Annotated in this window: 20 protein-coding genes; 10 read left to right on the plus strand and 10 right to left on the minus strand. The window is 35.5% G+C overall.

The features are described 5' to 3' along the window. Nucleotides 1–269 precede the first annotated feature (269 nt). From LX80_RS00005 to LX80_RS00020, 4 genes are all read right to left on the minus strand, one after another. Nucleotides 270–566 (minus strand): hypothetical protein, encoded by a 297-nt coding sequence (locus tag LX80_RS00005; protein WP_111293004.1) that lies wholly within the window; start codon nucleotides 564–566, stop codon nucleotides 270–272. After that, on the minus strand, nucleotides 566–1,366 hold the full coding sequence (surE, locus tag LX80_RS00010; RefSeq protein ID WP_111293005.1) for a 5'/3'-nucleotidase SurE: 801 nt from the start codon (nucleotides 1,364–1,366) through the stop codon (nucleotides 566–568). Before surE ends, LX80_RS00005 begins: the two co-directional genes overlap by 1 nt. 136 nt (nucleotides 1,367–1,502) lie before the next feature. Further along, complete coding sequence (locus LX80_RS00015; RefSeq protein WP_111293006.1) at nucleotides 1,503–2,486, minus strand: hypothetical protein; 984 nt, start codon at nucleotides 2,484–2,486, stop codon at nucleotides 1,503–1,505. Nucleotides 2,487–2,592: 106 nt separating this feature from the next. After that, nucleotides 2,593–3,540, minus strand: coding sequence for a hypothetical protein (locus LX80_RS00020; RefSeq protein ID WP_111293007.1), 948 nt, complete (start codon nucleotides 3,538–3,540; stop codon nucleotides 2,593–2,595). Between the two features lie 34 nt (nucleotides 3,541–3,574). Between LX80_RS00020 and LX80_RS00025 the strand changes: the two genes are divergently transcribed. Both LX80_RS00025 and holA read left to right on the plus strand, forming a co-directional pair. Next, complete coding sequence (locus LX80_RS00025) at nucleotides 3,575–4,291, plus strand: ribonuclease H-like domain-containing protein (protein ID WP_111293008.1); 717 nt, start codon at nucleotides 3,575–3,577, stop codon at nucleotides 4,289–4,291. Between the two features lie 78 nt (nucleotides 4,292–4,369). Next, a complete protein-coding gene (gene holA / locus LX80_RS00030; protein ID WP_111293009.1) occupies nucleotides 4,370–5,365 on the plus strand; it encodes a DNA polymerase III subunit delta in 996 nt (331 codons plus the stop codon). Nucleotides 5,366–5,378: 13 nt separating this feature from the next. Here holA and ribF read toward each other — a convergent pair whose 3' ends face one another. Continuing rightward, nucleotides 5,379–6,326, minus strand: coding sequence for a riboflavin biosynthesis protein RibF (ribF, locus tag LX80_RS00035; protein ID WP_111293010.1), 948 nt, complete (start codon nucleotides 6,324–6,326; stop codon nucleotides 5,379–5,381). 154 nt (nucleotides 6,327–6,480) lie between these two features. Here ribF and LX80_RS00040 point away from each other — a divergent pair, with 154 nt between their 5' ends. The 3 genes from LX80_RS00040 to LX80_RS00050 are packed head-to-tail and all read left to right on the plus strand — an operon-like array spanning nucleotide 6,481 to nucleotide 8,989. Continuing rightward, a complete protein-coding gene (locus LX80_RS00040) occupies nucleotides 6,481–7,656 on the plus strand; it encodes an AIR synthase related protein (RefSeq protein WP_111293011.1) in 1,176 nt (391 codons plus the stop codon). A 59-nt stretch (nucleotides 7,657–7,715) separates the two neighbouring features. Then, nucleotides 7,716–8,414, plus strand: coding sequence for a cell division ATP-binding protein FtsE (locus tag LX80_RS00045; protein WP_111293012.1), 699 nt, complete (start codon nucleotides 7,716–7,718; stop codon nucleotides 8,412–8,414). A gap of 59 nt (nucleotides 8,415–8,473) precedes the next feature. Beyond that, on the plus strand, nucleotides 8,474–8,989 hold the full coding sequence (locus tag LX80_RS00050) for a GNAT family N-acetyltransferase (RefSeq protein WP_170120341.1): 516 nt from the start codon (nucleotides 8,474–8,476) through the stop codon (nucleotides 8,987–8,989). A 24-nt stretch (nucleotides 8,990–9,013) separates the two neighbouring features. Here LX80_RS00050 and LX80_RS00055 read toward each other — a convergent pair whose 3' ends face one another. Genes LX80_RS00055 through ytxJ form a run of 3 tightly spaced genes read right to left on the minus strand, consistent with a single transcriptional unit; the run spans nucleotide 9,014 to nucleotide 10,486 of the window. Further along, nucleotides 9,014–9,553: a YeeE/YedE family protein gene (locus tag LX80_RS00055; RefSeq protein ID WP_111293014.1), complete on the minus strand. Its 540-nt coding sequence runs from the start codon at nucleotides 9,551–9,553 to the stop codon at nucleotides 9,014–9,016. A 5-nt stretch (nucleotides 9,554–9,558) separates the two neighbouring features. After that, nucleotides 9,559–10,122, minus strand: a complete 564-nt coding sequence (locus LX80_RS00060) for a YeeE/YedE family protein (protein WP_111293015.1) — start codon at nucleotides 10,120–10,122, stop codon at nucleotides 9,559–9,561. 28 nt (nucleotides 10,123–10,150) lie between these two features. Continuing rightward, entirely contained in the window at nucleotides 10,151–10,486 is a 336-nt protein-coding gene (gene ytxJ, locus LX80_RS00065; protein WP_111293502.1) for a bacillithiol system redox-active protein YtxJ, read from the minus strand. 287 nt (nucleotides 10,487–10,773) lie between these two features. Between ytxJ and LX80_RS00070 the strand changes: the two genes are divergently transcribed. The 5 genes from LX80_RS00070 to LX80_RS00090 all read left to right on the plus strand — a co-directional run bounded on the left by LX80_RS00070 (nucleotide 10,774) and on the right by LX80_RS00090 (nucleotide 17,845). Continuing rightward, entirely contained in the window at nucleotides 10,774–12,138 is a 1,365-nt protein-coding gene (locus LX80_RS00070; protein WP_111293016.1) for a UDP-N-acetylmuramate--L-alanine ligase, read from the plus strand. Nucleotides 12,139–12,210: 72 nt separating this feature from the next. Continuing rightward, nucleotides 12,211–12,987: a 3'-5' exonuclease gene (locus tag LX80_RS00075; RefSeq protein ID WP_111293503.1), complete on the plus strand. Its 777-nt coding sequence runs from the start codon at nucleotides 12,211–12,213 to the stop codon at nucleotides 12,985–12,987. A gap of 88 nt (nucleotides 12,988–13,075) precedes the next feature. Then, nucleotides 13,076–13,858, plus strand: a complete 783-nt coding sequence (locus LX80_RS00080) for a polyprenol monophosphomannose synthase (RefSeq protein ID WP_211307665.1) — start codon at nucleotides 13,076–13,078, stop codon at nucleotides 13,856–13,858. A 21-nt stretch (nucleotides 13,859–13,879) separates the two neighbouring features. Further along, nucleotides 13,880–14,752 carry a DMT family transporter gene (locus LX80_RS00085; RefSeq protein WP_111293018.1) on the plus strand — a complete coding sequence of 291 codons (873 nt, stop codon included), beginning with the start codon at nucleotides 13,880–13,882 and terminating at the stop codon, nucleotides 14,750–14,752. A 144-nt stretch (nucleotides 14,753–14,896) separates the two neighbouring features. Next, entirely contained in the window at nucleotides 14,897–17,845 is a 2,949-nt protein-coding gene (locus tag LX80_RS00090) for an alpha/beta hydrolase family protein (protein WP_170120342.1), read from the plus strand. A 76-nt stretch (nucleotides 17,846–17,921) separates the two neighbouring features. Here LX80_RS00090 and LX80_RS00095 read toward each other — a convergent pair whose 3' ends face one another. Both LX80_RS00095 and LX80_RS00100 read right to left on the minus strand, forming a co-directional pair. Then, nucleotides 17,922–19,358 carry a dihydrolipoamide acetyltransferase family protein gene (locus LX80_RS00095; protein ID WP_111293020.1) on the minus strand — a complete coding sequence of 479 codons (1,437 nt, stop codon included), beginning with the start codon at nucleotides 19,356–19,358 and terminating at the stop codon, nucleotides 17,922–17,924. Between the two features lie 164 nt (nucleotides 19,359–19,522). Beyond that, the gene (locus LX80_RS00100; RefSeq protein ID WP_111293021.1) at nucleotides 19,523–20,785 is read right to left on the minus strand and encodes a CinA family nicotinamide mononucleotide deamidase-related protein; all 1,263 of its coding nucleotides are present in this window, start codon (nucleotides 20,783–20,785) and stop codon (nucleotides 19,523–19,525) included. Between the last annotated feature and the right edge of the window lie 35 nt (nucleotides 20,786–20,820).

The following is a 20,820-nucleotide window of genomic DNA, read 5'->3' on the forward strand; positions in this document are numbered from 1 at the left end:
GGTTAAACTCTCTAAAAAGTTCGAACTGTTGGTAGGCAAGCCGACAAACGCATATATTTAAAAAGCAATCTTGCAAAAGGTTGCTTTTTTTTGCAAACTGTTATATACAAATTTGCTAAAAGGTTAAACTTGTATTAATGAAGACAAATTAATTCAATAGGCTTAGATAAATTTTTACATCATTAATACTTTTTTTATTTATTAAGTGTGCAGGCAATTGTGACTGTAGTTGCAACATTTTAAAACGTTGTTGTGTACAAACTTTTTTATTAATAAAACAGTTTTAATAGTAATACACCAATAGCATAAATTACGGTTACAACAAAAATGCCTTTAGCTGTTTTATCTTTTCTTGTATTGATGTATAGCGTAAATACAATAGCATTGGCCAATAAAGCAAAGCTTAACATGGCAGTAATTAAATGTTTTTCAATGCCTAAATATTGAATAAATTCTGTAATGGTTAAACGTTGAAACCGCCATAAATAAAAGCCAAATATGCCGGCTAATGGCGCTAACAAGCCTAATATTATACCCAGTTTTGTATTATCTTTTTGTAAAAACATTATAAGTCCCAGTTGGTTTCTAATTCTTTTTTTAAAGCATAATCAGTTAAATCGAAGGTTACGGGAACCAAGCTTACATAATGATTGTTCAGTGCCCACACATCGGTATCTTTTCCTTTGTCAAAGTTCAAAAAATCGCCGGTAAGCCAATAATATTTTCTGCCATGTGGGTCTGTACGTTCAATAAAATCTTCCTCATACTTAGCATAAGCTTGTCTGCAAACTTTAATCCCTTTAATTAAGCCTGCATCTAATGCAGGAATATTTACATTAAATAGTAAGTGTTTGGGTAGCTTTCTTTTTAGTAGTTGTTCTGTAATTTTTCTAACATATATTTTGGCTGCTGTAAAATCAGCTTCCATGCTATAGTCTAATAACGAAAAACCGGCAGAAGGAATGCTTTCAATAGCTGCTTCCATAGCGGCACTCATAGTACCACTATAAATTACATTAATACTATGGTTTGCGCCATGGTTAATGCCACTTAAACAAATATCGGGTTTACGGTGTAAAATTTTGTCAACAGCCAGTTTCACGCAATCAACGGGAGTTCCATTACAGGTGTATGCTTCAACGCCATCAATAAATGCCACTTTTTGTAACCGAAGTGGGTGGCCTATGGTTATGGCATGTCCCATTCCGCTTTGCGGCTTATCGGGTGCTACTACTACAATTCTTCCTAAGTCCATTACTGCTTCAACCAATGCTTTTATTCCCGGTGCGCCAATGCTATCATCGTTGGTAACCAATATAATCGGTTCTTCTTTTTTTTGTTTCGATTGTTTCACTTTTTTTGCCATAGGTGCAATATACTTATGAATACTTTTGGTTGTTTATTTTTTTGCTATCTGTATGTTAATATCTGTATGTAATAAAAAGAAAAACCGCCCCAATATAATGTGAGGCGGTTGTGTTCTTAGTTGAGTGGCTAATTATTTAGAGGCCTAAAAATCCTCCTTTATTCAAGGTTTTTTGGGCTTCACCAATTTTAAATCCGTTGTTGTATATTTCAATTTTATAATTACCACCGGTGAATTTGCTTCCGGGTTTCCAATTAAAACTTACGGGTAAGGTTTTGCCTTGTTCATAATTTACTTCAACTGCATTTGAATAAGCTTTATCACTGCCATCACGTAATTTAAATGTACCTTCTGTGCCTGATGGGGTTCCATCGGGATTGGTTACACATACATACAAGGTTTTTTTACCGCTTGGTGTAATTCTGTTCTCATCAATATTGCAGGTAATAACAAACATATCTGCACGTTTTGCATTGTTGGTGCTAACTTCTTTACCGCTTTTTTTCACAATAACAGCTTTTACCTGAATGTTGGAAGCATGTAAAGTAGAAGCAATGTCCTCTATATTCGCTTTTTCTGTTTGTGTTTTGGTAAGGTTGCTTTGTAACTCGGTGTTTTGATTGGTTAATTGTGTTTTTTCAGTAGTTAACTGTTGATTGGCAGCAGTTAATTGTTGATTTTCTCCTTTTAACTGTTGTATTTCAGCAAACAGGCTGTCAATTTTTGCATTTAATTCAGCAATCATGGCTTTGGCCTGTTTTAACTCTTCTTCTGTGGCATTCTTTTTATTTAAAATGCTTCTGATGTTTGACTTTAGCTTTAGAATTTCATTGTTTTTTTCAGCTAAAGCACCTTGTAATTTTACATTACTTCCGGTTAATGAATCTGCTTTTGCAGAGGCATCATTAAATAAAACCTGTAATGAATCTTTGGCAGTTAATGCCGTTGTAATTTGGGTGTCTTTTTGTGTAATAATTTCTTTTGTTTTGCTTTTATCGTAAATAATATAACCCCAGGTTAATACCAATGCGGCTATTAATATGCCATAAAAAGTTTTACGATTGTCTCTTCCTGATGAAGATTGTTTTTGCGGGTTTTCTGTTGGTGTTGTATAACTCATAGTTGTATGTTTTACAGTACTAAAATAATCTTTGTTTGTGTATTATTATAATATAAAAAATATTAATTTTTAAAAATACTTATTTATTGATGTTTTTTGGGAATTTTTAGCCGAATATGCCGCTTTTTTTAAGTAATATGGATCCTTGCCCAATTTTGTACCCATTTTGATAAACAATAATGGTATAATCACCGGGTTCATAATTGCCGTTGTTACGCCAGTTAATGTTTACCGAAGCTGTTTTACCTTGTTCATATTGTACGGTTACTTTGGTTGTATAAGGTATTGTACCATCTAATCGGGTAGTTATGGTATTGCCCGAAGTTATAATTTTACCATCAGGGCTTACAATGCAAATAAACAGTTCTTTTTCACCGCTGGGTGCAATTCGGTTAGCATCTAAATCAAAACTTATGCGTAATAAATCTGTTTTTTTGGCTACCGTAATCATTTTTTCTTTGCCATTATTATGCACTTTTAATGCTTCTATGCTAAAGTTTGAAGCATGCAGTGTTGAAGCCTCATTGGTAACATATTGATTGTATGCTACAGTTTTATTCAATGTGTCTTGTAATTGTAATTTTTCATTATTTAACTGCTCATTAGCTAATGTTAATGCTTGATTTTTATTTTGCAGCAAAGCCAGTTCATTATACAAATCATTCACTTTGCCATTCAATTCATCAATCATTTTTCTGGCTTCTAATAATTGTGTGGCTGTAATATTTTGTTTTTGCAGCAGTCCGGCAATTGTATTTTTTAAATGTTGAATGGTTTTGTTTTTATCGGCCAGTTTATCAATTAACTGAATATGCTTGCCGGTTAATGAGTCTAATCGGGCCGAAGTGGCATTAAATTCCAACTTTAGCTCTGCCCTTGAACTGTCAATGGCATTTATTTGGGTTTGCAATTGTTCTTTTGAGTGGGTGGTAACACTTTTATCATAAATAATATATGCCCAAGTACCTAATAACAACACCACAAATAGGCTGTAAACTAAGTTGCGTTTATCTTTTTTCTGCTTGGGTTGATGGTCTAATGGTTCGTTCAACATAACTTTAAGGTGCTATTTATTTAAAATTAAATTCATGCAAATTAGTAATTTATTGGTATTGGATATTGAAACCGTTCCACAGTATGCCGACTTTCATCAGCTTTCGGAAAGGGTTCAGTCGTTATGGTGGAATAAAATTTCTAAAACCGTGCCAGAAAATATTTCACCGGAAGAAAGTTATCGTTTAAGGGGCGGAATATTGGCTGAATTTGGTAAAATTATTTGCATTTCAACCGCTTTTTTTTATGAAAATGAGGCCAGGGAAATTTGTTTAAAAGTAAAAAGTATATATGGGCATAATGAAACAGAAATATTAAAAACTTTTTCTGCTTTATGTACTAAAATGAGCCAAATTCATCATGGGTTTACCTTTGCCGGACATAATATTAAGGAATTTGATATACCCTACATTTGCCGACGTTTAATTATTAATGGTTTGCCTTTACCGGAATGTTTGCAATTGCATGATAGAAAACCTTGGGAAGTACGAATGATGGATACTTTAAATTGGTGGAAATTTGGGGATAACAAAAATTATGTTTCATTAGATTTATTGGCTGAAGTATTACAAATTCCTACCTCTAAAACAGATATTGATGGCAGTATGGTGCAGGATGTTTATTATAAAGACAATGACTTGCCCCGCATAGTGCACTATTGTGAACGCGATGTAGTGGTAACTGCTAACATTATTCTAAAATTTTTAAACCTGCCTGCTTTACCTGAAAGTAGGGTTGTGGTTGTGAATTAAAAGTGGTGAGAAAGTTGTTGTTTTTAACATTTTCAGCATTGTATGCCAATACACTAATCACTACTTATTTTTGCCGGTATGAGTTATGAAAAAATTTTGGCCGACTGGCAAAAGAAAGTTTTTAAACCTATTTATTGGCTGGAAGGGGAGGAAACTTATTACATTGACCATTTAATGCAATATGCTGAAAGCAACTTGCTTTCCGAAACAGAAAAGGAATTTAATTTAACCATACTCTACGGGCGTGATACAGATTGGGCTCAATTAATTAATGCCTGCAGGCGTTATCCCATGTTTGCCGATAAACAAGTAGTGTTGTTGAAAGAAGCCCAACAAATGAAGGATATTGAAAAATTGGAAGCCTATATTGAAAATCCATCTAACACTACCATTTTAATAATTGGATATAAAGAAAAAAAATTAGATGGCCGCTTGAAACTGGCCAAACTGTTAAAACAAAAACACGAATTACTAACTACCCGTCGGCTATATGAAAATGAATTGCCTGCATGGGTAAAGCAAACGGCCCAATCATTAGGTTACTCTATTCAACCCAAAGCCTTGGGTTTATTGGTTGATGCTATTGGTAATGATTTAAGTCGCTTATACAACGAAATTGAAAAATTAACCCTAAACTTAAAAGGGAAAAAAGAAATTACGGATGATGATGTTGAAACCTATGTAGGAATAAGTAAGGAGTTTAATGTATTTGAATTGCAAAGTGCCATTGCACATAAAAACATGGCTAAAGCCATAAAAATAATTCAATACTTTGATGCCAACCCCAAGGCTGGTCCGTTACAATTAGTTTTACCTGCCATTCATAATTTCTTTTGCCGTGTATTAATGCTGCATGCAGAAGGCAGCAGTAAAAATCCGGTAACCATTATTGGCAGTAATCATCCCACTGCCATTGCCGACCATATGGCTGCAGTTAAAAATTATTCGCATCAAAAAACACAACAAATACTATTGTTGCTGCATGAATACAATTTAAAAAGTATTGGTATTAACGATGCCGGCAGTTCCGCTGCCGATTTATTAAAGGAATTAACTGCTAAAATTATTTTTTAATGCATGATTTGTATTAAACCAATTGGCTTAATACGGCTTGTTTATCTAATGCTAATTGTTGTTGCAAAGCTTGTAAACTAGTTAATGGCATATCCCCACGAATAAACGCTTTTAGCGTAACCTGCATCGTACATTCGTAAATATCTTCATTAAAATCAAAAATATTTACTTCAATTACTCTGCGTTTTCCATTTACAACGGGTCGACTTCCAATGTACATCATCCCTTTTAATGAGGAATAAGCAGATAAATTATTTTTACCGGCATTTACCGAACAATACACCGCGTAAACCCCATCGCCGGGTACTAATTTGTCGGTGTTATTGAGTTGAATATTGGCCGTGGGGTAGCCAATGGTTCTTCCAATTTTATCGCCGGAAATAATGGTTCCTGAAAAAAAATAATCATAACCCAATAAATGGCTGGCTGTAGCAATATCATTTTGTAACAATGCTTTCCGAATGCGGGTTGAACTGATGGCTGCTGTTTCAATTACTTGAACAGGAATTTCTTTTACTAAAAATCCCATGGCTTTACCATACGTTTCCAATAAACTAAAATTGCCGGTGCGATCGTGGCCAAAATGATGATCGTACCCGATAATGATGGTATGCGGCCTAAATTTTGCTACTAAAAAATTTTTAATATATGCATCGGCACTTAGTTGCGAAAATGCTTCATTAAATGGCACTACTACTAAATGGTCAATATCTTGCTTTTCAATTAATGAAATTTTTTCATCTAAAGTGGTTAATATTTTAATATCCGGAACATCGCCCACAATTTTTCGAGGATGCGGATGAAAGGTAATAACAACTGTTTCGCCGGTTACTGCTGCTGCTTCTTCTTTTAGTTGTTGCAAAATGGTAGTATGCCCAATATGTACGCCATCAAAAGTGCCGATGGTAATTACGCAATTTTTAAAATGGGGCAATGCATCAATATTATAATGTACCTGCATGGTTCTTTGTATTGTTTGCAAAAGCCAAAAAAATTGAATGATTTTATTGGCTTAACAGCAAATGTACAGTAAAGCATAACTATAAAAACAGCCAATTGCTGTTGTATGGATGCTTTGTTTAACTTTGCCCGAAACAACACATTAATTTTTTTTCATGTCATTATATGCGCAGCGCGGCGTTTCAGCCCAAAAAGAAGAAATACATGAGGCCATTAAGCATTTAAACCAGGGATTATTTGCACATGCATTTTGTAAAATATATCCTGACTTTTTAGGTGGTGATGAGCAAATGATTAATGTTAGCCATGCCGATGGTGCCGGAACAAAATCTATTTTAGCTTACTTGTATTGGAAAGAAACCGGCGATGTTAATATTTGGAAAGGCATTGCTCAGGATGCAGTTGCTATGAATATAGATGACCTGCTTTGTGTTGGTATTTATAATAACATGGTTTTTGCATCAACCATTGATAGAAACAAGCATTTAATTAATGGTGCAGTAATTGAGCAAATTATTAATGGTACACAAGCATTTTTCAATCAACTTGCTGCGCATGGTGTTCATATTCATTACTTAGGTGGCGAAACTGCCGATGTAGGCGATGTGGTTCGTACCATTGCAGTAAATGGAACCATTACAGCACGCTGGCCTAAGCAAAAGTTAATTACCAATCATAAAATCAGTGCCGGTAATGTAATTGTTGGTTTTGCCAGTAGTGGTAAAGCTACATACGAAACAACCTATAACAGTGGATTGGGAAGCAATGGTTTAACCAGTGCTCGCCACGATGTGTTAAGCAAGCATTATGCTCAACTATATCCTGAAACTTACGAAACCGGCTTGCCGTCAAATGTGGTGTATATTGGCAATAAAAAATTAACTGATGAATGGGTTGTCAATAATGAAACTTATACCATTGGTCAATTATTATTATCACCCACCCGAACCTATGCTCCGTTGGTAAAGCAATTATTGGAAGAACAGTTCAATGATATTTACGGAATGATACATTGCAGCGGCGGTGGACAAACCAAATGCATGAAATATTTACCACAAACTTTAAAAGTGGTGAAGAATAATTTATTACCGATTCCACCTATATTCCAGTTGATACAACAAAATTCCGGTGCTGATTATAAAGAAATGTTTCAGGTATTTAATATGGGGCATAGACTTGAGATTTTTACCAATGAAAAAGCAGCTCAAAAAATGATTGATATTGCTAAACAATTCAATATTGATGCAGCTATAATTGGTCATACAGAAGCTGCCAATAAAAATAATTTGGTGATTGAAGGCAACTTCGGCAGCATAGAATACACATATTAACAATTTTGCTTGCTCAATTTTACTTAATTTTAAACGTTGTTATAAAAAATTAATTTTTTATGGAATCGGTTGTAACGCTTACAAACGCAAATATTTATCAGGGTTCGGCACTTATTTTACAACAAGTAAATTTTACAATAGAAAAGGGAGAGTTTGTTTACTTGGTAGGTAAAACCGGATCGGGTAAAAGTAGCTTACTAAAAACTTTGTATGGCGAATTACCTTTGAAAGAAGGGCAGGGTAACGTAGTGGGCTTTAATCTTAGAGAAATGAATTGGAAAAAAGTTCCATATTTAAGACGAAACCTGGGAGTAGTCTTTCAAGATTTTCAGTTATTAACCGATAGAAATATTTATGAAAACTTGCGTTTTGTTTTAAAAGCTACCGGTTGGAAAGATGAACATTTAATGAATGAAAAAATAAATGATGTGTTAGATAAGGTTGGCTTGAAGAGCAAAGGCTTTAAAATGGCTTATGAAATTAGCGGTGGCGAGCAACAAAGGGTTGATATTGCTCGTGCTTTATTAAACTCGCCCAAACTTATTTTAGCCGATGAACCTACCGGTAACCTTGATCCTGAAACAAGTGATGAAATTATGCAGTTGCTGTTTCAAATTACAAAAGATTATGGTACCAGCATTATAATGGCAACGCACGATTTTATTGTTATCAATCGTTATCCTTCGCGTATGCTTAAAACCGAAAATGGGCAAGTAACCGATATTCCTTTATCTGCCAATGCCACTTTTGCCGGATAATTAAATGAGTTGTTTCTTCAATAATTTTGCTGTTGATTGTCCCCATGCTTTCGCATTTAATGATAAAAAAAGTTACTGCTGATGAAATACCATTATTGGTAGAAATTAGTCAATCTACTTTTTACCATACCTACCAAGCATTTAATACCGAACAGGATATGCAGCTTTATTTAAATAAACACATGAATGAAGCAGCTATACGCAATGAATGGAATAGCCCCAACAATGAATTTTATTTTGCCTGGCTCAATGAAAATCTTGCAGGTTATTGTAAACTATCTTACCATACACAACCGGATAGTTTACATTTTTCAAATGGTTTGGAAATTGCCAGGCTTTATGTTAATGAGCCTTTTAAAAAGTTAGGAATTGGTAAACAGTTTATTGCATTTGCCAAAAATTTGGCTCAACAACAAAATTTAGAACAACTTTGGTTAATTGCCTGGCAGCAGAATAAATCGGCAATTACATTTTACCAAAAAATGGGGTTTGAAATTGTAGGTGAACAACAATTTATTTTAGGTAATGATGTACAAAACGACTGGGTTTTGCGGAAATGGCTAAATGCAAAATAGTTGGTTACGTTAATAGTGAAAACACTAATGTGGCAATTTTTCCCGCACAGCACCATATACCCAAGTACCAACCATTGCGCTTAGCAGTACAACAGCAATAACGGTTATACCCGACCCGATTAAAGCGTACAATGGCCCCGGGCAAGCGCCAGTCATAGCCCAACCTAAACCAAAAATAAGCCCACCATAAATCTGTCCTTTATTAAATTGTTTTTTTACAAATTGAACAGGCTCGCCATGTATGGTTTTTAATTTCCATTTTTTTATGCACCAAACACACAATGCACCGGTAACTACGGCAGAACCTATTACCCCATACATATGAAAACTTTGCAGGTGAAACATTTCCTGAATGCGGAACCAGGAAATAACTTCCGCTTTAATTAAAATAATGCCAAATAAAATACCTGCTGCCAAATATTTTAAATTATACCACCACGGATGTTTTAATTGACTATCATTAGTACACATGGCATCAAGACTCCTTACCTCAAAATCGGTATTATTGAGTGTATTGGTATGGTGAATAATATTAGTTGAGGATTGCTCAGTAATATTTTGCATATCACTTAAAGTTTTAAAATGAAGGGTAAAATAAGATTAGCCATAATAAATCCGCCGACCATGAAGCAAATAGTGGCAATTAGCGAGGGTAATTGTAAATTACTTAATCCGTTTATGGAATGGCCTGAAGTACAACCACCGGCATAACGGGTACCAAATCCCACTAAAAATCCGCCAATCACCATCATGATAAATCCGCGAAGGGTGAAGAGTCCTTCCCAACTAAAAATTGCCGTTGGCACCCAGCTATTGCTTTCCTGTATTTGATAGGTTTGTAGCTGTTCCGTTAAATTAGGATTGACATTTAAGGGCATACCATTGGTTAGGTAGGAACTTGCCAACCATCCCCCTATGATAATGCCGCCAACAAAGAACAGATTCCATTGCTCTGCCTTCCAATTGTATTGAAAAAAAGGAATTTTTGCCGGCAAACAGGCCGCACACACATGCCTTAATGAGGATGAAATGCCAAAAACTTTATTGCCTAATAATAACAATAACGGAACCATTAAGCCAATTAATGGTCCGGAAACATACCAAGGCCAAGGGGCCTGCAACCAATGAAGCATATTTTTAATTTCCTACAAAAATAGTAGATTAATGTGAAAGTGCATTCTCAACTATTTCCTCCATAGCAATGGCGAAATGGCTTTCATGATAAACACATTGACCATTTTTAATGAGTAAAATTTGAGGAGATTCATGCTTTACCTTAAAAACTTCGGCCACTTTTGCCGACAGCGAACGATATTGTATTAAGTCTAAATAATAGAAATCAATATCCGCTGGTGCCTCAGCTCGTTCCAAACGATGCAAAGCAGTACTACTAATACTACAGCGAGTACTATGTTTAAAAATAACCTGTGGCTTCAGAAAGGAGGCTTCTTGTATTTGCGCTAATTGTTCTTCTGATGTAAGTGATATCCAGTTCATTATTGCTTTTTTATGCAAAGCAACAAAAAAAAGCCCATTAAGGTTTAAAGTAGTTTTTATTGGTGGTTGGGCAGCCTCTTCCCCGTGATGAAACACAGGAGCTGACAGTAAAAGCTACCATAACCAAAAGCACTAAGGCAATTAACATTTTTTTCATAAAATAGCTATTTGTTCAAGCTGCGGTTTTACCGCAAAAATCAAAGATAAGAATTCGTTACAAAATGTTGCTTTTATGCAAATTTTTTAATTATCTATGCACATTAACGAAAAAGTAGAGAATAAATTTTATGCCAAATATTCATTTTATTGCCATTGGCGGCAATGTTATGCATCAGTTAGCTATTACTTTAGCGCAGAAAGGGTACCATGTAACAGGTTCGGATGATGAAATTTTTGAACCCGCTTATTCCAACTTAAAAAACGCCGGATTACTACCTAATGAATTGGGATGGTTTCCCATAAAAATTACTAATAATTTAGATGCAATTGTAGTGGGTATGCATGCAAGGGATGATAATCCCGAATTAATGCAGGCTAAACAATTGGGTATTCCCACTTATTCTTTCCCCGAATTTATTTTTAATGAAAGCAAAAATAAAATTCGGGTAGTAATAGGGGGTAGCCATGGTAAAACTACCACAACTGCCATGGTTATGCACGTTTTAAAACAAGCCAATCTTGATTTTGATTATTTGGTGGGTGCCCAATTGAATGGTTTTCCACAATCTGTGCAACTTACCAATGCGCCTGTAATTGTGTGCGAAGGCGATGAATACCCGGCCAGCGCCTTAGATAAAAGGCCTAAATTCCACTTTCTGTTTCCCAATGTTGCCGTAATAACCGGTATAGCTTGGGATCACATTAATGTATTTCCTACGTTTGATATCTATTTGCAACAGTTTTCCATTTTCATTGAAAAAATTGAACCCGGGGGTACCTTAATTTATAATGCAGAAGATGCTACTTTAAAACAATTAGTATTACAGCAAACCCGAAAAGATATTCAATACATTCCCTACACTTTACCAACCCATAAAGTGGATGCTGGTATCACTTACATAACCATGGAAGACACTACGGTGCCCTTGAAAGTTTTTGGTAATCATAACTTGTACAATTTACATGCTGCCTATTGGGTATGCAGAAAACTGGGGGTAACTACTGAAGTATTTTTAAAAGCTATACAAAGCTTCACAGGTGCCAGTAAACGATTAGAAGTAATATTGGCAAATGATTCCATTACCATTTTCCGCGATTTTGCCCATGCTCCCAGCAAAGTAAAAGCAACCATTGAAGCGGTAAAAACACAATACCCGCAAAGACATTTAACCGCAGTTTTTGAATTGCATACCTATAGTAGTTTAAATGCCAACTTTTTTAAAGAATACAATGGTGTATTTGAAAAAGCCGATTCCTGTGCTGTATTTTATGCCGAACATGCATTGGCCATAAAAAAAATGCCGCCCATTGATGAAACACTTTTACGAGCAGGATTTAATCAATCTAATTTAGCCATTTTTCATAACAAGGAGGCCTTGTTAAGCTGGTTACAACAACAGCCTAAAATCAATAGCAATCTTTTATTAATGAGTAGTGGTAATTTCGATGGGTTAGATTTGGAAGCATTAAAAAGCAATTATATCCCTAACTAAATTTTTATTAACAACAAACTGCTTTATTTTCGTTTTCCATAAATCCTTTATTTATATTTGAAAATGCACAATATGAAAATTCAGCTTAGCAAACCTGTTGCTACCATTGATTTAGAAACTACCGGTGTAAATATTGGTGCTGATAAAATAGTAGAGATTGCTATTGTAAAAATTTTACCCGATGGAACCCGCCAGGTAAAAAGAAAATTAATTAATCCTGAAATGCCCATTCCAAAAGCTGCTTCCGATGTGCATGGTATTACCAATGAAATGGTAAAAGATGCGCCCACTTTTAAGCAAGTAGCCAATGAAATAAAACAATTTATTGGAAATGCAGATTTGTGTGGTTATAATAGCAATAGGTTTGATATCCCTATGTTAATTGAAGAATTTGCCAGAGCGGGGCAGGAATTTTCTACCGAAGGCCGCAAGTTTATTGATGTGCAAAAAATATTTCATTTAAAAGAACAACGTACTTTAAGTGCAGCATATAAATTTTATTGCAACAAAAATTTAGATGGGGCACACAGTGCAGAAGCAGATGCTGTTGCCACTTGGGAAATTTTAGAAGCACAAGTAGAAAGGTACGGCGACATTGGAACAACTACAGAAGAGTTGGCTAAATTTTCGGGTGAAGATGATATGGTTGATTTTGCTCGCAGGTTCATAAAGGTTAATGGTGTGGAAGTGTTTAATTTCGGCAAGCATAAAGGCAAGCCGGTGGTTCAGGTTTTGAAAGAAGAACCGCAATATTACGATTGGATGATGAAAGGCGATTTCCCAATGAATACCAAGCAAAAGTTCACCGAAATATTGAATAGAACCTATTTGAAAAAAGATAAAAATTAAAAATCGCTGAAGATTTGTAAATTTTAGTAAACCATTTAGCAGCTGTTTAGAAAGAACTTCGTACTTTCAGTTTTAAGATATTTATACGTTGGAAAAATTAGTTATCATACCTACCTACAATGAAGTTGAAAATATTGTTTCAATAGTAGATACTGTATTTGCATTGAATCAAAATTACCATGTATTGGTAATTGATGATGGCTCGCCCGATGGTACTGCTTTGGCCGTAAAAAATTTAATGACCAAATACAAAGGATGTTTGTTTTTAGAAGAAAGAGAAGGGAAATTGGGGCTAGGTACAGCTTATATTCATGGCTTTAGGTGGGCATTGGCTAACGGATATCAATATATATTCGAAATGGATGCCGACTTTTCCCATAATCCTAACGATTTAGAACGTTTATACGAAGCTTGTAAATACAATGGTGCAGATGTGGCTATTGGCAGCCGTTATGTGCGCGGCGGCAAAATTGAAAATTGGCCATTAGACCGTCATTTATATTCAAAAGGAGGGGCCATCTATACACGCATTATTACATTCATGCCCATCAACGACCCCACCGCAGGCTTTATTTGCTATACCCGAAAAGTATTGCAAACAATTAATTTTGATGCCATTACTTTCGTAGGTTATGCCTTTCAAATTGAAATGAAATTTGCGGCTTGGAAATTGGGTTTTAAAATTAAAGAAGTCCCCATCACTTTCATTGATAGAAAAATTGGCGTGAGTAAAATGAGTAAAGGCATTTTAAAAGAAGGTGTATTTGGTGTTATTAAAATTCAATGGCTGAGTATGTTTAAAAACTATCGAAAAAAGGTTGCAGCCATTTCTACTCCTGAAATTGTTCAACAAGTAACTGACGTACAGTAATTTTTTCTTCATTTCCTTTTCATGAAGCAATCGCTTATACAACTCCACATTTCTGTTTTGTTGGCAGGATTTACCGGAATTTTAGGCGTCTTCATTCAATTAAATGAATTGCCGCTTGTTTGGTATAGAATGGGAATAACCGCCATTACTTTATTGATCATATTACTTTGGCGAAAACAGACATTCGCCATTACACCTCGGAATATATTTTTGTTTTTGAGTATTGGAGTGCTTATTGCTTTGCATTGGGTATTTTTTTATGCAAGCATTAAATTGGCTAATGTATCAATAGGGTTGGTATGCTTTGCAGCAACCTCATTCTTCACGGCTGTATTGGAGCCATTGTTCAATCGAAAAAAAGCCCATGCAGTAGAAGTTGGTTTGGGCTTATTGAGTTTACTGGGCATCTATATTATTTTTCACTTCGATGTAAAATTTAGAACAGGTATTTTATTTGGATTAGGTTCGGCATTAATTGCTGCTTTATTTTCCATATTCAATAAAAAAAATATTCATAAGGAAGCACCGCAAACCATTATGTTGATTGAAATGACAGGCGGGTTTTTACTTTTAACCATTTTGTTGCCTTTTTATTTACAGCAAAATCCTACAGCAAAGTGGATTCCAACGATGCCCGACTTGTTTTGGTTACTGATACTTGCCTGGCTGTGTACTGTTTTAGCCATGGAATTAATGTTGAAAGCATTGCGGAATATTTCTGCATTTACTCAAAATCTAACATTAAATCTTGAACCGGTTTACGGTATATTATTGGCTTTTGTTTTATTTCATGAAAATAAATACTTGAACAGCAGTTTTTATTGGGGTATTTTTTGCATTGCATTATCGGTCATCATTCAAATGCGTAGGGTAACCAAACTTTATCATACCTAATTCCGGAACAAACAGCCGGCAAGTAAGTTACACAAGCCATTTGTGTTAATTGAGGAACATAAAATTTCTTCACATCCGTTTATCAATAGTTTTTTATGGCATTTCCTGCATTTAATTATCTTAGTAGGTCTACAAAAAATGCATATGAGAAAATTTTTATTTTTAATTGCTGCTTTAGTTGCAACATCATCTCTGCTAGCACAAAAAAAAGTATTAGATCATTCCGTTTATGATAGTTGGCAAAGTATTGGAGAAAAGCAAATAAGTAACAATGGAGAAATAGTTACATACACCATTGTACCACAAGAGGGGGATGGCTGTTTGTGGATTAGAAAATATAATACCCAAAAACAGCAGTGGGATACCGTTGATAGCGTTCCCAGGGGTTATCAAGCCAAAATAACAAATGATGCAGCATTTGTTGTATGTAAAATAAAACCTTTGTATCAACAAATTCGTGAGGCAAAAATTAAAAAGCTGAAGCCGGAAAATATGCCGAAAGACAGTATGGCTATCATTAATATACAAACCGGCTCTATTACAAAAGTTGCCGCGGTTCAAAGCTTTTTATTGCCCGAAAAAGGGAATAACCTATTGATTTGCTTAAAAGAGAATATGATTGCTCACACACCTGCAAAAAATGATTCTGCAAGTTTAGTTCAGCAACTTAAAAAGCAACTTTCCGGTACACAACATTTAGAAGACAGTTTAAAAAAGCAATTACAGTTATTGCAAGAAAAGGGTTTCGCCAACTTTAATGCTTCCATAAAAAAAGGGAGTGATACTCTTTCAAAAAATACAGAATCACCAGTTAAAACTGATTTATATATTTATCGTTTACCCAATACCGAACCCGAAATTATACATAAAGTGCAACAGGCTATTGTGTCTAAGTGGGGTACTGCAGTGTTATTGAGTGAATGGATAGGGCCTGAAAATTTTTCTGTAAAGTATTATCAACTGAGCCAAAACAAACCCATTACTGTAGCAAATGGCCTGCATGAGGTAAGTGCTCTAACTTTTGATGAATCCGGAAAACAATTATCATTTGTTGCAGAAAAAGACAGCAGCAGTAAAGCATTGCAAAAGTTTTATGGTTTGTATTACTATACAGCTGGTGCAGATAGTGCTACATTAATTGTAAACCGTAATACCAAAGGCATGCCCTTAAATTGGAGTGTAAGTGCCTTTAGCAATACACATTTTAGTGAATCAGGCAAAAGATTATTTTTTGGAACAGCACCTGTTTTACCACCAAAAGATACTACTGTACCAGCCTTTGAACAAGCCGGTCTAGATATTTGGCATTATAATGATGATGATATAATGCCGGCTCAATTAAAAAATTTAGAAAGGAATTTGAAAAAGAATTATTTAGCTCGTTATGATTTTACTACACATACAATGGTGCAATTGGCTAATAACGTATTTGAAAATGTAGTAGAAACCAACAAAGGCGATGGTAAGTATTTTTATACCTATACCGATACCGGCAGAAGGGTTCAAAAGCAGTGGCAAGGATATACGTTTAAAGATGTGTATGCAATAAACCCCGAAAATGGCGACAAGCAAAAAATAGCTGCTAACGTAAAAGTACGCATATATGCTTCCAGTACGGGAAAATACCTGGTATTGTATAATGAAGTGTTGAGAAAGTATTATTGTTACAATGCCGATATCAATAAATTGTATGCCATAGCTAATGATATTACTACGCCTTTATACGATGAGACTAATGATGTTCCCGATGATCCTTCAAATTATGGCATAGCAGGATTTACAGGTAATGATAGTTATGTGTGGATATATGACCGATTTGATATTTGGCAGGTAGATCCGTCGGCAAAATTAGCATCACATAAAATTACCAATGGCCGAACTACTAAAATGCAATACCGTTATATTAATGTGAAAGATGAAACATTTATCCCTGCAAATGCGGATGTATGGTTGCATTTGTTTAATGAACAAAACAAGTTTAGTGGAATTGCCTTATCAATGCCTGCTAATAATCAACAACAGCCCTGGCTGCGTAAAAACGAAACACTTTTAAATGTTCCTAAATTTATCAGTGGAACTGAGCTTGATAAAAATGCAACAGAATTAATATTTACAATGGAAGACTATCAAAATAGCCCCAATGTATTTGTTTTGAATAAACCGGCAACTACCATTAATCAACCACAACAATTAACAGCTATTAATCCGCAACAGCAGCAATACAATTGGGGAACAGCTACCTTATTTACCTGGCGTGCCTACAATGGGAAAATGGCTGAAGGTATTTTGTATAAACCTGAAAATTTTGTGCCTACGCAAAAATATCCGATGATTGTTTACTTTTATGAAAGAAACAATCAAACACTTTACAACTACATTCCACCTACACCAACGCCATCACGTTTAAATATTTCATTTTATGTTAGTAGGGGGTACGTTGTTTTTGTTCCGGACATTTGGTATACCAAGGGGCATCCGGGGCAAAGTGCCTATGATTATATTGTAAGTGGAACAAGAGCTGTGGTAAAATTAGGATTTGTAGATAGCACCAAATTAGGCATTCAGGGACAAAGTTGGGGTGGTTACCAAACTGCATATGTAATTACCAGAACCAATTTGTATAAAGCTGCATGGGCAGGTGCACCGGTGGTAAATATGTTTAGTGCTTATGGAGGTATAAGATGGGAAAGTGGTGTGAATAGGCAGTTTCAATATGAAAAAACACAAAGCCGCATTGGTGCCGATATTTGGCAAAGACCCGATTTATATATTGAGAATTCCCCTTTGTTTCATTTAAAAAATGTAAAAACACCGCTCGTAATTATGAGTAATGATGCAGATGGTGCTGTGCCATGGTATCAGGGCATTGAATTTTATACTGCTTTGCGCCGTTTACATAAACCGGTTTGGCTATTGGTTTATAATGGTGAAGCACACAATTTAGTTGAACGTAGAAACAGAAAAGATATTCAAATTAGAGAGCAACAATTTTTCGACTGGCTTTTAAAGGGTGCAAAACCTGCAAAATGGATAACGGAGGGCGTTCCTGCCATTTTAAAAGGAAGAGATTGGGGCTTGGAAACAGTTAACTAATTCAGAAGAATTATTCAATAAAAAAGCGGCTGAGGATTATGTATCCAAGCCGCTTTTCTGTGTTTAACTATTTTTATTAATCAATGTAATGTTCCTGAACTACCAATTTTAATTCGCGGTTTACATCCCATGCTTCAAATTCTTTGGCAACTTCGTGTAAAAAGCTGGCACCGATGCTACCATCAATAATTCTGTGATCATAGCTCATGGATAAATACATCATGTGTCTAATGCCAATATAATCGCCTTTATCTGTTTCAATAACAACAGGACGTTTTTTGATGGCACCTACTGCTAAAATAGCAACTTGTGGTTGGTTAATAATGGGGGTTCCCATTAAACTGCCAAAAGTTCCCACATTGGTTAAAGTAAAGGTACCACCTTGGGTATCATCCGGCTTTAATTTATTATTTCTGGCATTGTCAGCAAGGCTATTCACAGCCTTGGTTAAACCCACCAGGCTTAAATTTTCTGCATTTTTAATAACCGGCACAATTAGGTTACCGTTAGGTAAGGCAGTGGCCATGCCTATATTCAAATTTTTCTTGATGATGATTTTATCGCCATCAACAGAACTGTTTACAATAGGGAAGCGCTTTAAAACTTTTACAATACACTCAATAAACATGGGTGTGAATGTAATTTTAGTGCCTTCAACTTTTTCGAAGTTGTCTTTTACTTTGTTGCGCCATAGTACCATATTGGTAACATCGGCTTCAGTAAAACTGGTTACATGTGGACTGGTATGCTTACTATCAACCATGTGTTTGGCAATTAGTTTGCGCATACGGTCCATTTCAATAATTTCCACATTTTGTTGAGGAATGGTAATGGGTGCCGGTGATTCCGGAACTGCTTTTATTTCTTCTTCAATAATATGGGGTACATTAACAACAGGATTAGCAGGTTGAGGCGCAGGTGCAACAGCAGGTTTTACTTTTCCTGCTTTTTTATCGGATAAATATTGTAAAATATCTTTTTTAGATACCCTGCCTTCTGCACCCGTACCGGGTATATTTTCCAGTTCGGCCATGCTAATCCCTTCACTATTGGCAATATTTAAAACTAATGGTGAGTAAAAGCGGTTGTTGCCTGAAGTATTGTTATTAATCTGTGCTGCATTAGGTGCAAATGGAACAGCAACAGGTTCATCATGTATTGCAGGTTCCAAGGTTTTAAATTGTCCGTTGGCATTAACCTGCATGCTTCTGGTTTCGGGTTTGGCAGCAGCGGGAATTGGTGTTGGCGCAGGAGATGAATTTCCTGCAGTATCAGCCACTTCAATTTTTGCTAATACGGCACCCACCGGAACCACATCATTAACATTATATAAAATTTCTTTAATAGTTCCCGCAACAGTACTGGGTACTTCGCTATCTACTTTATCAGTTGCAATATCAAGCACGGTCTCGTCTTGTTTTACAACATCGCCAACTTTTTTGTGCCAGCGCAAAATAGTAGCTTCCATAATACTTTCACCCATTTTGGGCATCACTAAATCTGCTAAAGCCATAAAATACAATTTTGGTGATAATATACTGTTGAAGTATTACTTTAGTAATGTTGGCAGCAATCGTTTAATAGCCTATTCAACAGTAAAATTCAGGGTCAAAAATAGTGTTTTAGCATGGTACCTGCACACGATTTTTGCCAATAAGCAATAATTTAATGTAAATGTTAATTTTTGTCATTCATTAGTTGAATAAGAAGCAATAGCGCATTAGCTGCAGTTAATTGAATATTGCGTTGTCTATTGAAACGGAAATGCATTTTTTTAGTAATAATTTTATGATTTCCCGATACGGCCATCCAAACAGTACCTACGGGTTTATCGGGTGTAGCACCGCCGGGTCCCATAATACCGCTAACTGCAATAGCATAATCGGTATGTAGCATTTCTTGTGCATTCTGCACCATTTCACGCACTACTTCTTCACTCACTGCACCATATTTTTCAAGTGTTTGCTTATTTACGTGTAACACTTTTTCTTTTATATCATAAGAATAACTAATAATACTTCCTTCATAATACGAGGATGAGCCCGGAATGGAAGTAATTAAATGAGATATGTAACCGCCTGTACAACTTTCAGCAGTGCCAATGGTTTTCTTTTGTTCCAATAAAATTCTGCCTACTACGGCTTCAAGTGGTTCATCTTTATCGGTTATCATTACATCGGCCACCAATGCTTTCAAGTTTTCAAAATAAGTATTAATGGTTGCATTTACTTCCGTAGCATTTTCCCCGTTTAGTGTTAGGCGTAAACGAACCATGCCATAATTGGGTAAGTAGGCTAGCGATAAATTCTTTGGTAATGATTTTTCAAATTCTACTAATCGTTCTGCCAACATTGATTCGCCTATACCGGCAGTTAACAAAGTTCTATGTTCAATACTACCTAAAGTAAACCGTTGTTGTAATAAGGGAATAATTTCATTTTGCATTAATCCCTGCATTTCATGCGGAACACCCGGTAATGAAAAAAATAAACACCCATTTTTTTCAAACAACATTCCCGGTGCAGTACCCAATTCGTTTTTTATAATAGTACAATTATCGGGTACTTCTGCTTGTTTTATATTTCTTTCAGACAATGGAAGTCCTCGCTTAAAAACATGTTCAAATAAATATTCAACATGTTGTAAGGTGGGTTGATGCAACACTAATTTTCCACCAAAATATTTACACAGTAGGGGCTTGGTTATATCATCTGAAGTAGGGCCTAATCCGCCCGTAATGAAGATAAGGGTTGATAAAGCACTCTCTTGGTCAAGCGCTTGCCAAATTTCATCCCATTTATCGCCAACAGCTATTCTTCTATGTATCGGAATGCCAATTTTATTCAATGCCTGAGCCATCCAGGCGCTATTGGTATCAATAACTTGTCCTATCAGTAGTTCATCGCCTATCGTAATAATAGAGGCAGAAATGGTATTCATATCACTAAAATTGCCTGCAAAAGTAAAGTAGTTAA

This window comes from Hydrotalea sandarakina, assembly GCF_003254115.1.
Taxonomy (GTDB): domain Bacteria; phylum Bacteroidota; class Bacteroidia; order Chitinophagales; family Chitinophagaceae; genus Hydrotalea; species Hydrotalea sandarakina.